Here is a 13,842-nt window from a genome sequence, read left to right as displayed (position 1 = left end):
CCATGACGTCGACGGCCCGCATGAGCGACTCGCTGTTCGGGCTCATCCCCGCCGCCTCGGACGGCCGCCAGTGGACGGCCACCTCGATGCAGCTCGTCAACTGGGGCGGCTACCACGGGCACCACGAGGTGCGGTTCTCCGCGCGCGCGACGCTGCTGTCCGGCGCCTCCGGTTCGGGCAAGTCCACGCTGCTGGACGCCTACATCGCGCTCATGATGAGCCACACCACCCCGTTCAACGGCGCCTCCAACGGCGCCGCGGCCGGTCGGGCACGAGGGCGCGAGCAGCGCAACGTGCTGTCCTACGCGCGCGGCAAGCTCGACGACTCGCGGGCCGACGGCGCCACCAGCCGCGAGCAGGTGCTGCGCGGCGACGGCGTGGACACCTGGACGGCGATCGCGATGTCCTGGACGGACCAGTCCGGCGAGGTCTTCACCGCCCTGCGGGCCTGGTACGTGCCGCGTGGCGCGACCCGCAACGAGGAGTGCGTCGTCGTGCGGGCCACCGCCGACGGCGCGTTCGACCTGCGCGCGCTGGAACCCCTGGCCGCCGGCCGGTTCGCCCGGGGCGGCCTCACCGAGGCCGGGCTCACCCCGTTCGACACCGACATCGCCTTCGCCACCCGGCTGCACGCCGCGCTCGGCATCGGCGCGGCCGGGGACGGCCACAAGGCGATGCAGCTGCTGGGCCGCATCCAGGCCGGTCAGGCGATCACCACCGTCGACGCGCTGTACAAGGCGATGGTGCTCACCGAGCCGGAGACGCTCGAGGTCGCCGACCGTGCCGTCGAGCACTTCGACGAGCTGAGCGCCGTCCGCAGCGAGATGCTCACCGCGACCCGCCAGGTCGAGGTGCTGCGGCCCATGGTCGAGCTGCGCGAGCGGATCGACGACGCCGAGGACTCGGTCGCCCTGCTGGACACGCTGGGCGTGACCGGGAGCGGACCCGCCGCGGGGACGACGCCGTTCGCGGTGTGGCGCGACCGGCGCCGGCTCGCGCTCGTCCGCGCCGAGGAGGAGGTCAACCGGACGGCTCACCGGGCGGCCGAGGAGCGGCGCACGGCGGCCGCGGCGCGGATCGCCACCGCCGAGTCCGACCTCGAGGAGACCCGTGCCGCCCTGCGGCGCTCGGGCGGCGACGCGATCGAGGCCGCCGAGCGCGAGGTCCGGCGGCGCACCGAGGAGCTGGCGCAGGTGCGCACCGCCCGCGCCGGGCTCGACACCCCGCTCGCCGTGCTCGAGGAGTCGGTGTCCTCGCGGCGCGACCTGGACCGCGTGCACCGCGCCGCGCGCGAGCTCGTGGAGCAGCGGACCGAGCGGGCGGCCGAGCTCGAGGACGCGGTGTACGGCGCGCGGCAGGCGGTGACCGACGCCGAGCAGCGGCTGGCCCGCCTGGAGCAGGAGGCCGCCTCGCTGTCCCGCCGCCGGGGCAACGTCTCGGCGGAGGACCACGCCGCCCGGGTCGCGCTGGCCGAGGCCGCCGGGCTCGGGACCGACGAGCTGCCGTTCGTCGGCGAGCTGCTCGAGGTGCGCGGCGAGTACGAACCCTGGCGCGACGCCATCGGCCTGGCCCTCGGCGGGTTCGCCACGACGCTGCTCGTCGACGCCGACCGGCTGGCCGACTTCCGGGCCGCCATCGACACCGTGCCGCTGCGCCGCCGGCTGCGTTTCGAAGGTGTGCCCACCCATCGGCCGATGGGTGACGACGCCGACCCGCGCACGCTGCCGGGTCGCCTGGAGATCAAGGCCGGGCCGTTCGGCGGCTGGCTGGCCGACCGGCTCGCGCGGCGCTACGACCACGTGTGCGTCGACGACCCCGCCGAGCTGCACCACCACCGCCGTGCCCTGACCCGCACCGGGCAGATCGCCGACGGCGCCCGCGGCGCGCACGGCGGCAGCCCGCGAGGCTCCGTGCTGGGCTTCTCCAACGCCCGGCGCCGGGACCGTCTGGCCACTGACATCGAGGCCGCGCGCACGGCGCTGCAGGAGGCCGGTGCGTCCCTGGAGGGTGCACGGCTGCGGCAGGCGGCGCACACCGACCAGTTCGTGGCCGCCGGGCAGGTCGTGCGGACGACCTGGGAGGAGGTCGACGTCGCCGGTGCCGAGGAGGCGCTCGCCGCGCGGCAGGAGCGCCTCGCCGCGCTGCGCGACGGGTCCGGCGTCGTGCGCGCGCTCGGCGAGGACGAGCAGGAGCTGCGCACCCGGCTGACCGAGCTGTACCGCGAGCGCGCCGACGCCGAGAACCGCGTCCGCGAGCTCGGCGAGCAGTGGGCGTCCATCACCGACCTCGTCGACCAGGTGACCGACGCCGTCGAGGAGGCCGAGCGCACCGGCGCCGCGTGCACCGAAGCGCAGGCGCGTCGGCTGGAGTCGGCGCTGGCCGCGGTGGCCCCGGGCGACCCCGACCGGTTGCCGCTGGCCGCGCTGGACCAGGCGACCACCGCCGTGGCCCGTGAGCTCGTGCGTGACCGGGAGGCCGCCGTGGCCGCGGCCGAGGCGGCCCGGACCGCGTTGCGCGGTGTCTTCGAGCGGTTCTGCGACGCGTGGCCGAACCCCAACCTCGGCACGGACCCGGACGACTCCTACGACGACTTCGCCCGCATCCTGGCCGAGATCGAGGACCAGCGCCTGTACGAGCTGACCGAACGCTGGTCGCGGACCCTCGGGCGCCTGTCCGGGCACGACCTGACCCTGCTGGGCAACGTGATGAGCCGGTCGGTCGCCGAGATCCGCGAACGCATGGAGCCGGTCAACCAGATCCTGGCGACCCTGCCCTTCCGTGACGAGAACCACCGGTTGCGCATCACCGCCCAGGTGACCGAGGCGCGCGACGTCGTCTCGTTCCGTCGCCGGCTGCGGGAGCTCGCCGCGGACCCGGGGGAGCAGACTCCCGCCGAGCGGCAGCGGCGCTACGAACGGATGGCCCGGCTCGTCGACCGCATCCGCCCCGACTCGCCGGAACGACGTCGGCTCGTGGACGTGCGCGAGCACGTGCGGATCAGCGCCGAGTGCGTCGACCTCGAGGGCCGGCACGTCTCGGTCTACGACCACATCGCCGGCAAGTCCGGCGGGGAGTCCCAGGAACTGGTGGCGTTCATCGTCGGTGCGGCGCTGCGCTACCAGCTCGGCGACGCGGGGGCCGACCGGCCGCGGTACGCGCCGGTGTTCCTCGACGAGGCCTTCATCAAGGCCGACGCGCGGTTCGCGGGGCGCGCCGTCGGGGCGTGGCAGGGTCTGGGCTTCCAGCTCGTCATCGGTGCGCCGCTCGACAAGGTCAGCGCGCTGGAGCCGCACGTCGACGTCGTGCTGCAGGCGGTCAAGGACCCGGCGGGGCGCTCGCGGCTCGTGACCCTGGTGGGTGCCTGAGCCGCGGGCCCCTCAGCTGATCGGCCAGACGAACCGGACCTTGACGGGGGCCTTCGTGCGTGGCACGAAGCGGATGCGGCCGCTGTGGGCGTCCTCACGGGGGATGCGGATCTTGATCGTGCGCCACTTGCCGGTCGAGGCGCGGGCGTCGATCGTGCCGAGGCGCTGGCGTCCGACGTACACCGTGGCGCGCCCGGCCTTCGGGCCGGTGCGCACCCGGAGGCGGACACCGCGGACGTCCGTGAACTTCGCCTCGGTCCTGGTCGGCCCCACCTCGGTGCTGAGGTAGGCGTACTCATGGGTCGACGCACCGTTGTCCTGCACCAGCGCGGTGCTCTGGAAGTCCATCAGCGGCGTCAGCGGCGCGGCGGTGCACCGCCGCTTCGACCACCGGCTCACGTTCCCGGCGGCGTCGCGGGCCCGGACGCGGAAGCAGGCCTGGTGACCGGGCTCGAGCTGGACGCGGTAGTGGCGCTTGTCGGGAGAGCGCCACCTGCCCCGCGCCGGTGTGTGCCAGCGACCGCCCGGGAACCGCAGCTGAACGTGGTACCCGGTGACCCCGTGGCTGTCCTGGGCGGCGGACCAGGTCGCGCGCGGCTTCCACAGCCAGTAGCCCGAGAAGTCCGGCTCCTTCGGGCGCTGCCAGCGCTCGAGCGTGATCTCGGGCTTCGTGGGCGGGGTCGTGTCGGCCGCCGTCGCGGCGGGAGCGGCGACGACCGTCCCGGCCAGCGCGACGACGAGGCTCAGCAGGAGGCCTAGGACACGTCGCGAGACGGCAGGGAGGAAGGGGCTCATCGGGGGGTGCTCCAAGGTCACGGCGGCGGGATGACCAGGACTCTAGCGGCATCCCGGGTCCGACCGGGACGGGCGGCGCGCCCCGCGCACCATGTGACGTCCGTGGTTCGCGCAGGTGACGTTCCGGGGTCGGTCGCGGCTCTGCGAGGACACCGGCCGACGGCATGGGTAGTGTCGCTCGTGTGACCGAATCGACGCCCCTGATCACCAGCCCGGAGCCCTCGGTCGAGGGGTTCGTGCGCGAGTACCTGCGCGAGCTCAACTTCACCCAGGGCACCGTCCTCGAACGGGCCAGCATCAACGACAAGTACCTGGCACTGGCCCGCACCGTGCGCCACTACCTGATGTCGCGCTGGATGCGGACCACGAACGAGCACCTGCGCACGCAGCCCAAGGCCGTGGCGTACCTGTCCGCGGAGTACCTGCTGGGCCGCCAGCTCGACAACGCGCTCATCGCGGCCGACCTCACCGAGGTCGCCTCGGAGGCCCTGGCGTCGCTGGGCATCGACCTGGCCGACCTGCGCGAGGCCGAGGTCGAGCCGGGGCTCGGCAACGGTGGGCTGGGCCGCCTCGCCGCGTGCTTCGTCGATTCCCTGGCCACCATGTCGATCCCCGCCATCGGGTACGGCATCCGCTACGAGTACGGCATCTTCCGCCAGAACTTCGTCGACGGGTGGCAGGTCGAGGAGCCCGACCACTGGCTCGACAACGGCTCGCCGTGGGAGTTCGCCCACCCCGAGCACGAGGTCACCGTGAGCTTCGGCGGCCGCACCGAGACCGTCACCGAGGAGGTGGGCGACGACACCGTCGAGCGCACCCGCTGGGTGCCCGGCTGGAAGGTGCTCGGCGTCCCCTACAACTACATGGTCCCCGGCTACCGCAACGGGTGCGTGAACACGCTGCGGCTGTGGAGCGCGCGGGCCACGCACGCCTTCGACCTGGAGATCTTCAACTACGGCGACTACGCCGAGGCGGTGCGCGCCCAGACGTTCGCCGAGAACATCTCCAAGGTGCTCTACCCGGAGGACTCCACGCCGCAGGGCAAGGAGCTGCGCCTGCAGCAGCAGTACTTCTTCGTGGCGTGCTCGCTGCGCGACTTCATCGACCAGCTCCTGCCGGAGGGCTTCGACCTGCACCGGCTCCCCGAGCGCGTCTGCTTCCAGCTCAACGACACCCACCCCGTCATCGCGGTGCCCGAGCTCATGCGGATCCTCGTCGACGAGCAGGGTTTCGCGTGGGACGAAGCCTGGGAGGTCACCCAGGGCTGCTTCGCCTACACCTGCCACACGCTGCTGCCCGAGGCGCTCGAAATCTGGCCCGTGGAGCTGCTGGGCCGCCTGCTGCCGCGGCACCTGGAGATCATCTACCGCATCAACGACGAGTTCCTCGACGAGGTGCGCGGGTCCTCGGGCGACGACGAGCTGCTCGTGCGGCGCATGTCGATCATCGCCGAGCACCCGCAGCGGGCGGTGCGCATGGCGCACCTGGCCACCGTGGCCGCGACCAAGGTCAACGGGGTCGCCGAGCTGCACTCGCAGCTCCTGCGCGACAAGGTGCTCGCCGATTTCGCCCGCCTGTGGCCGGAGAAGTTCACCAACGTCACCAACGGGGTGACCCCGCGCCGGTTCGTCCGCCTGGCGAACCCCGGCCTGTCCGGGCTGATCACCGAGGCGATCGGCGACGGCTGGGTCACCGACCTCGACCGGCTGCGCGACCTGGAGCCGATGGCCGACGACCCCGAGTTCCGGCGCCGGTTCCGCGAGGTCAAGGCCGCCAACAAGGAACGGCTGGCCGGGTTCCTCGAGCGGCGCGACGGGATCGAGATCCCGGCGGACACGATGCTGGACGTCATGGTCAAGCGCCTGCACGAGTACAAGCGGCAGACGCTGAAGATCCTGCACGTCGTCACGCTGTACGACCGGATCGTCTCGGGACGCCTCGACCCGGAGGACGTGGTGCCCCGCACCGTCGTCTTCGGCGCGAAGGCCGCCCCCGGCTACGCGATGGCCAAGCAGATCATCGGCCTGATCAACCACGTCGGCTCCGTGGTCAACGCCCACCCCGAGGTCTCGCGGGTGCTCCGCGTCGCCTTCCCGGCGAACTACGACGTGACGGTGGCCGAGACGCTCATCCCGGCGGCGGACCTGTCCGAGCAGATCTCGCTGGCCGGCAAGGAGGCCTCCGGGACGGGCAACATGAAGTTCGCGCTCAACGGCGCGCTGACGGTGGGCACCGACGACGGCGCGAACGTCGAGATCCGTCAGCTCGTCGGCGACGACAACTTCTTCCTGTTCGGCCTGACCGAGCCGGAGGCCGCCGCCGTCGCCGAGGCCGGGTACCGGCCCTCGGCGTACTACGAGGAGAACCCGGTCCTGCGCCGGGCGCTCGACCTCGTGGCGCGCGGAGAGTTCTCCGGCGGGGACCGACGCGTCTTCGAGCCGATCGTGTCCAACCTGCTGGGCGAGGACCGCTTCATGGTGCTGGCCGACTTCCAGTCCTACCTGGACGCCCAGGAGCGGGTCGAGACCGCCTACCGCGACCCGGACGCCTGGAGCCGGGCGGCCGTGCTCAACGTGGCGCGCTCCGGCTTCTTCTCCTCGGACCGGTCGATGCGCGACTACCTCGACCGCATCTGGCACGCGGAGCCGATGGAGGCGTGAGCGTCGTGCCGCCGTCGGGCACCGGAACCCGTCCGGCGCCCGACGGCGGACTCATCCCGCGCGGGGATCGTGCCGGTGGCCGGTGCGGTGGTGTCGGGCACGTCGCGCCACGTACCTTCCTTCCGCACCCGTGGTGGCCTCGCCGACCGTGACGAGCGCCCCTGCCCGGGCCGCCTCGGGAGCGGCGGACGGGACGTCGTCGGGCATGGGCGGCACGCTATCGCGTCGCGCCGTCGGATGCGATCCGGGTCCGGCGCGACCGGGCGGTGCCGGGTGGCTACACTCGTGGCGACATGCGTGACCTACCGGCCGTCCGCGTCGTGACCGACTCGACCGCCTGCCTGCCCGGCCCAGGAGACCTGCCCGCCGACGTCCTGCTGCCCCGGGAGCTGGCGCCCGTCGTCGTCCCCCTGCACGTGGTGACGGACGACACGGAGCTGCGCGAGGGCCTGGACGTCCGGCCGGCGGACGTGGCCGAGCGGATCGCCGCCGGGGAGCGGCTGACCACGTCGCAGCCGACGACGGCCGAGCTCACCGCCGCCTACGGCGACCTGGCTGCCCAGGGGGCCCGTGCCGTGGTCTCGGTGCACCTGTCCGGGAAGCTGTCGGGCACGGTGGAGACCGCCGAGCGGGCCGGGCAGCGTGCCATGCTGCCGGTACGCGTCGTGGACTCCCGCACCGCGGCGATGGGTCTCGGCTTCGCGGCCGACGAGGCCGCCCGCTGCGCCGCCGCCGGGTGCGACGCGGCCCACGTGGCGCGCCGCGCGGCCGAGGTCGCCGCCTCGGCGCGCACGACCTTCCTCGTGGATTCCCTGGACCACCTGCGTCGCGGCGGGCGGCTCTCCGCCCCGGCCGCCGCGCTGGGCACGGCGCTGGGCGTGCGGCCCATCCTCGCCCTGGACGACGGCGGGATCGACCTCGTCCAGCGGGTGCGCACCCGGCGGGCCTCCGTGGCCCGGCTGGTGGCGATCGCGCTGGAGCAGGTCCGCACGGCGACCCGTCCCGCGGTGGCGGTGCACCATCTCGGCGCGCCCGACCAGGCGGCCGAGGTCGCCGACGCCCTGGCGGGGCGCCTGGGGTTCACCCCGGTGGTGACCCCCGTCAGCGCCGTCCTCGGCGCGCACGTCGGACCCGGGGCGCTGGCCGTCGTGGTCGTCGACCGGGGCGGGCACGTGCACGACCTGGAGCCCGGCGGCCCCTGGTAGCGCGCGGCGTGCGTCACCCCCAGGGGCGCGCGTCCACCACCGCACGGGCCGGGCCCGGCGGCCGACGGCGGGAGCGCCCTAGCGTCGCCGCGTGACCACGGCACACCACCACCCGACCGAGCCCCCGGACGCCACGGACGACCCCGTCGGGGGACGTCTGGAGGCCCTGCGCGCCGCGCTCGCCACTCCCACGGACGACGACGGCCCCGACGAGCTCGTCGAGCGGTTGCGCGCTCGGCGTTCCGGCGGCCACGTCGCCGCGGCCTACAGCGCCGCGCACGGCCACCCGGTGGACGACGCGCCGGACGGGGGCCGTCGCCGGTGGGCGCTGGCCGGACCGGTCGCCACCGCGGCCGCCGTCGTCCTGCTGGCCCTCGGGCTCGTCGTGGGAGGTGTCGCGCTCTGGCCCCGTCAGGACGTGGCGCCGCTGGGGGTGCCCGTCGGCGGCGCACCGACGGACCCCGCTCCGGGCGGCCCCGCCTCGGGCGGCCCCGTATCGGTCGACCCCGCACCGGCCGGGACCCCGCCCGGGCCGGCGAGCCCCGGAGCCGGCCCGGGCGGCTCGGGCGGCTCGGCGACGGGCAGGGGTGTGGTGGTGCACGTCATCGGCCAGGTCGCCGACCCCGGCCTGGTCACCGTGCCGACCGGGGCCCGGGTGGCCGACGCGGTCGAGGCCGCCGGCGGTGCCACGGGCACGGCGGACCTGACCGCCCTGAACCTGGCCCGTTCCGTCGTGGACGGCGAGCAGGTGCACGTGCCGGCGCCCGGGGAGGAGCCGCGCGTGGCGGCACCGCCCGCAGGGACGGCGGCGGGGGCCGAAGCCGTCGCCCCCGTGCCGCTGAACGCCGCGGACGCCACGGCGCTGACGGCGCTGCCCGGCGTTGGCCCGGTCCTCGCCGACCGGATCGTCGCCTGGCGTGACGAGCACGGGCCCTTCACCCGGTTCGACGAGCTCGCCGAGGTGTCCGGCATCGGCCCGGTGCTCCTGGAGGACCTGCGCGACCTCGTGGTGCTGTGAGCCCGGACCTGCGCCTCGTGCCGGTCGTGGCCACGGCGTGGGTCGTCGCGTGGACCCTGACGGGTCCGTGGACCGCGGCGGCCCGTCCGCTGACGGTCGTCGGGGCCCTCGTGGCGCTGGGGTGCGCGGCGGCGGCCGCTGCCGGCGTCCGACGGCGCGGCGGCCCGGTCGGTCCGGTGGTCGCGCACGGGGCGCTGGTGGCGGCGTGCCTCGTCGCCGTCGCGGCCTCGGTGGCGGTGCAGACCGCGGCGCGGGGTCCGCTGGCCGGGCTCGCCGAGGACGGCGCGACCGCCACCGTCGACGGGCGCGTGGTCTCCTCGGCCCGTGCGGCGGTGCACGGGGACGGTTCCCGGTGGGTGCTCGCCGTCGACACGGTCGTCGCGCGGGGCGTGCGTTCCGCCGCCGTCGGGCACGTCCTGGTCACGGCCCCGGGGGACCCGCCCCGCTTCGGGGCCGCGGTGCGCCCGCGGGTCCGGCTGGCCCCGCCGTCCTTCGGCGCGGGGGTCGTGGCCGCCGGGCGGGCGACGACCCCCGTGGCCGAGAGCGCGCCGCCGGGTCCGTCCGGCCGGGTGACCCACACCCTGCGCACCGCCCTGCTCGACGTCACCGACGGGTTGTCCGACCAGGCGCGCGGCCTGGTGCCCGGAGCCGCCGTCGGGGACACCTCCCGCGTGCCGGCCGAGCTCGAGGACGCGTTGCGCGTCGCCGGCCTGACCCACGTCACGGCCGTCTCGGGCAGCCACTTCGCCATCGTGCTCACGGCCGCCGGCGCCGCGTGCGTGGCGCTGCGGGCCCCGCCCGCGGTCCGCGTCGGGCTGCTGGCGGCGGTCGGCGTCGGGTTCGTGCTCCTGGTGCGTCCCGAGCCGAGCGTGCTCCGGGCCGCCTGGACCTGCGCCGTGACGCTGGTCGCCCTGGTCCTGGGCCGCCCCGCGGCCGGGTTCCCGGCGCTGGCGACCGCCGCCACGGTGCTGCTCGTCGTCGACCCGTGGCAGGCCCGCTCGTTCGGGTTCGCGCTGTCCTGCGCCGCCACGGCCGGGATCGTTCTGCTGACCGGGCCGCTGTCGCGGCGCCTGGCCCCGTGGTGCGGACGGAGTCTCGCGTTCGCGCTGGCGGTCCCCCTGGCCGCCCAGGCGGCGTGCGGCCCGGTGCTGATCCTGCTGGACCCGGCGCTGCCGTCCACCGCCGTGCTCGCGAACCTCCTCGCCGCCCCGGCCCTCGTCCCGGCGACCGTCCTGGGGCTGGTGGCCACGCTCGCGGCGCCGTGGGCCCCCGGTGCTGCCGGTGCCGTGGCGTGGCTGGCCGGGATCCCGACCGGCTGGATCGCGACCGTCGCCACCACCGCCGCGGCGCTGCCCGGGGCACGCCTGCCCTGGCTCGCCGGACCGGGCGGCGCGGTGCTGCTCGCCCTCGCGACCGCCGTCGTGCTCACGTTCGTGCTGCGGCGGCCCCCGGGGCGGGGCTGGCCGGTGGGCCGGGCACCGGCCGACCGGTTGTCGGCCCTGCGGCGCCGGGTGCGTCGCGCGCACCGGTCACGCCGGTCTCCCGGCGCCCGCGGCGGGCGGGTCCGGAGGCCCGGGGGCGCGGCGACGGCGGGTGCCGTCGTCCTCGTCACGGTCCTCGGGGTGGCGCTCGGGACGGTGCTCGTCGTCGCGCCACGCACCGGGCCGGCGGCCGGCGTCCCGCCCGACTGGCAGGTGGCCGCGTGCGACGTCGGACAGGGCGACGCGCTGGTCGTGCGCAGCGGGCCGCGTGCGGCCGTCGTGGTCGACGTCGGACCGCCCGGGGACGGTGCCGCACGGTGCCTGCGACGGCTCGGCGTGGACCGCGTCGACCTGCTGGTCCTGAGCCACTTCCACGCCGACCACGTCGGCGGTCTGGAGGGCGTGCTGGCGGGTCGGACCGTCGTGGCGGCCCTCGTCTCGCCCCTCGACGACCCGGCGGACGCCGCCCGCCGGACCCGGGTCGCGCTGGCCCGGCACGAGGTGCCCGTCGAGGTGGCCGCGGCCGCCCGTCAGGGCACGGCGGGCGACGTGGCCTGGACGGTGCTCGGCGCCGACGCCGGGGCCGGCGGGGCCAACGAGGCCAGCGTCGCGATCGCCCTGCGCACGGCCGCCGGGGTCGACGTCGTGGCGCTGGGTGACCTGGAGGAGCCGGGGCAGGAGCGCCTCGCCGCGGACCTGGCCGCCGGCGGGTATCCCGACGGTGCCGTCGAGGTCGTCAAGATGGCCCACCACGGGTCGGCCGCGCAGTCGGCCGACCTGGCGCGGCGGCTGGCCCCCGGGGTCGTCCTGGTCTCGGTGGGGCAGAACGACTACGGCCATCCCACCCGGACCGCGCTGGACCTGTATCGCGCGGTCGGGTCCGAGGTGGTGCGCACCGACCGGTGCGGCACGGCCTCGCTGTCCGTGCGGGCGGGAGGCCTGGCCCTGGCATGCGCCGGCTGATCCTGGGGGGACACCGGTGGCACCGGCCGGAGCCGGCGCCACCGGCGCATCAGAGGTCGTGGGGGAGACGACCCCGTCCCCGCGGCGCCGTCTCGAGGAAGCCGGGGGACCTGCGCCCATCCTGGTGGGCGGCGGCCGCTCAGCGCGTCCGTCGATCGACGTATCTCTCGAGCACCCAGCGTGCGACGTGCACCCGGGAGGACACCCCGAGCTTGGTGCGGATGCGTTCGACGTGGGTGCGTGCCGTGCCCGGAGAGATGACCAGCCGTCGGGCGATCTGCGGGTTCGTCAGGCCCTCGGCGACCAGGTCGGCCACCTCGCGCTCGCGCGCCGTGAGCGCGTCGGCCGGCGCCGGGGCGGTGCGGACGTCCCGCACCAGCGCGGTCACGTCGGCGACGTCCGGTCCGTGCTCGCCCGGACCGTCGTGCCGGGCGCTCGTCGACCCGACGCGGCGGCGCATCGACGCCGCCGCGCGGGCGCACTCCTCCGCGTCCCGGGGGCGCCCGTCCGCCCGCAGGACGGCGGCGAGCTCGTCGACCAGCGGGGCTGCCTCGGCCAGCGCGCCGAACGGTGCCAGCTCGTCCAGCCCGGCCAGCACCAGCTCGCGGGCGGCGTCGAGGTCCCCGGCCCGGCGGGCCAGCGTGCCCAGGTGGCCGTGCACGCGTCCGGCGAGCCAGACCGGGGGCTGCCCGCCCAGGACGCGGCGCGCCTCGAGCAGCCGGGGCTCGGCCTCCGCGTCGCGCCCCGCGGCGAGGAGGATCCCGCCGACGTTCGCGCACCAGACGCCGTGCAGCTGCGGACGGTCCACGGGGTCGTACAGCGCACGGATCTCGTCGTACAGCGCGAGGGCGTCGTCGTGCCGGCCCCGCGCGGACAGGAGGTCGCCGCGGATCCCCAGCCCGGTGGGCAGGGCGTGCGCCGTGGCCGCACCCCCGGCCCGGACGATCGCCAGCCCGGCCCGCACGTGCTCGTCGGCGTCGTCGAGAAGCCCGAGCAGTCGCTCCAGGTCGGCGCGGACGAGGTGCACGACCGCCAGGCCGAACCCGTCCAGCCCGACCGAGGCCCGGGCGGCGTGGTCCAGCCCGAACCGGATCCGGCCCGTGACGCGCCAGAACCGCATCAGCGCCATGAGCAGACCGACGACGGCCGCGGCGTCCTCGTCTCGGACGGCCCGGTCCAGCGCCGCCACCGCGTCGTCGTGGACGACCTCCAGCCGGGCCACGTCGGCCGGTGTGTAGAACGGCGAGCTCGACGGCGTGACGCCGATCGTCGTCGTCAGGTGGACACGGTGGGCGACGGCCAGCCGGTCCGTCGGACCGGCGCCGAGGCGGCGTCGGGCGTGCTCGCGCACCACGGCGAGCATCCGGTAGCGCGTCGGCGCCGCCGAGGTGTCGGCCGTCAGCAGCGAGTGCTCCACCAGCTCGCGCAGCCCGTCGTCGACCTCCTCCGGCGTGCCGTCCGGGCGGCACACGGCACGGCAGTCGTCGGCGTCGAAGGCGCCGACGAACACCCCGGCGCGCAGCAGGAGGTCCCGGTGCGAGGTCGCCAGCAGGTCGAGGCTCCAGTCGATCGACGCCGCCATGGTGCGCTGGTGGTCCGCCCCGCCCCGCATCGCCGGCAGGGTCAGGTCGCGCTCCACCCGTTCGGCCAGCTCGGCGGGATGCATCGTGCGCAGGTGCGTCGCGGCCAGCACGATCGGCAGCGGCAGGCCGTCCAGCCGGCGGCAGACCGCGGCCAGGTGCGCCGCGGTCGGGCCGTCCGGGGCGACGTCGTCGGCGGACAGGTCCGCACCCGCCGTCCGGGCGCGCTCGACGAGCAGCTCGACCGCGGCACCCGGGCCCCCGTCGGGCCCGGTGACGGGCAGCGGCCCGAGCGCGACGGTGCGCTCGGCCGGGACGTCGAGGGGACGACGACTGGTGGCCAGCACGGTCAGCTCCGGGCACGTGGCGCTCAGGGAGCCGACCAGCTCGGCCACGGCGTCGAGCAGGTGCTCGCAGTTGTCGAGCACGAGCAGGGCGGGCGCCCGACCGAGCTCCTCCTCGAGGACCGCGAGCGGCCCCGTCGTCCCGCGGCGCACGCCGAGCCGGTGGCACACGTGCCCCGCCAGGTCCTCGGCACGGTCGAGACGGGTCAGGTCGACGAACCAGCGGCGGGCGAACTGGACGGTGAGGTGCCGGAGGATCTCGGTGGCGAGCGTCGTCTTGCCGCTGCCGCCGATCCCGGTGATCGTCACGACCGCCTGGGTCGAGGCGTCCACCGCGTCGAGGACGGTGCGGACCTCCTGCTCACGGCCCACGAGCCGGGTGCGGGGCGTCGGCAGCGGCGGGACGTCGGTGGTGGAGGGGGTCACCGGGC

General features: G+C 75.9%; 7 protein-coding genes. 5 read left to right on the top strand and 2 right to left on the bottom strand.

Features of this window, described 5'->3' with window-relative positions:
* The first annotated feature begins 2 nt into the window (after positions 1-2).
* Positions 3-3,365, top strand: a complete 3,363-nt coding sequence (locus PO879_RS10425; RefSeq protein WP_278237506.1) for an SbcC/MukB-like Walker B domain-containing protein — start codon at positions 3-5, stop codon at positions 3,363-3,365.
* A gap of 12 nt (positions 3,366-3,377) precedes the next feature.
* Here PO879_RS10425 and PO879_RS10420 read toward each other — a convergent pair whose 3' ends face one another.
* Entirely contained in the window at positions 3,378-4,160 is a 783-nt protein-coding gene (locus PO879_RS10420) for a fibronectin type III domain-containing protein (RefSeq protein WP_278234835.1), read from the bottom strand.
* 164 nt (positions 4,161-4,324) lie between these two features.
* Between PO879_RS10420 and PO879_RS10415 the strand changes: the two genes are divergently transcribed.
* The 4 genes from PO879_RS10415 to PO879_RS10400 all read left to right on the top strand — a co-directional run bounded on the left by PO879_RS10415 (position 4,325) and on the right by PO879_RS10400 (position 11,487).
* Positions 4,325-6,820, top strand: a complete 2,496-nt coding sequence (locus tag PO879_RS10415) for a glycogen/starch/alpha-glucan phosphorylase (RefSeq protein ID WP_278234834.1) — start codon at positions 4,325-4,327, stop codon at positions 6,818-6,820.
* 293 nt (positions 6,821-7,113) lie between these two features.
* Positions 7,114-8,025: a DegV family protein gene (locus PO879_RS10410; protein ID WP_278234833.1), complete on the top strand. Its 912-nt coding sequence runs from the start codon at positions 7,114-7,116 to the stop codon at positions 8,023-8,025.
* 91 nt (positions 8,026-8,116) lie between these two features.
* Positions 8,117-9,043 carry a helix-hairpin-helix domain-containing protein gene (locus PO879_RS10405; protein WP_278234832.1) on the top strand — a complete coding sequence of 309 codons (927 nt, stop codon included), beginning with the start codon at positions 8,117-8,119 and terminating at the stop codon, positions 9,041-9,043.
* A complete protein-coding gene (locus tag PO879_RS10400; RefSeq protein ID WP_278234831.1) occupies positions 9,040-11,487 on the top strand; it encodes a ComEC/Rec2 family competence protein in 2,448 nt (815 codons plus the stop codon). The genes PO879_RS10405 and PO879_RS10400 overlap by 4 nt, the downstream gene beginning before the upstream one ends.
* Before the next feature lie 139 nt (positions 11,488-11,626).
* Here the strand turns inward: PO879_RS10400 and PO879_RS10395 are convergent, their stop codons facing one another.
* The gene (locus PO879_RS10395) at positions 11,627-13,837 is read right to left on the bottom strand and encodes a LuxR C-terminal-related transcriptional regulator (RefSeq protein ID WP_278234830.1); all 2,211 of its coding nucleotides are present in this window, start codon (positions 13,835-13,837) and stop codon (positions 11,627-11,629) included.
* Positions 13,838-13,842 lie beyond the last annotated feature (5 nt).

The sequence above is a fragment of the Isoptericola sp. AK164 genome, assembly GCF_029643425.1.
In the GTDB taxonomy this organism is placed as follows: Bacteria; Actinomycetota; Actinomycetes; order Actinomycetales; family Cellulomonadaceae; genus Isoptericola; species Isoptericola haloaureus.
Note: the sequence above shows the minus strand (reverse complement) of the source record. Positions and strands in the feature narration are given on the sequence as shown.

Coding starts and splice junctions, on each gene's coding strand:
- PO879_RS10415 (WP_278234834.1), top strand. CDS start 4,325: ATGGGTAGTGTCGCTCGTGTGACCGAATCGACGCCCCTGATCACCAGC.
- PO879_RS10410 (WP_278234833.1), top strand. CDS start 7,114: ATGCGTGACCTACCGGCCGTCCGCGTCGTGACCGACTCGACCGCCTGC.
- PO879_RS10425 (WP_278237506.1), top strand. CDS start 3: ATGACGTCGACGGCCCGCATGAGCGACTCGCTGTTCGGGCTCATCCCC.
- PO879_RS10420 (WP_278234835.1), bottom strand. CDS start 4,160: ATGAGCCCCTTCCTCCCTGCCGTCTCGCGACGTGTCCTAGGCCTCCTG.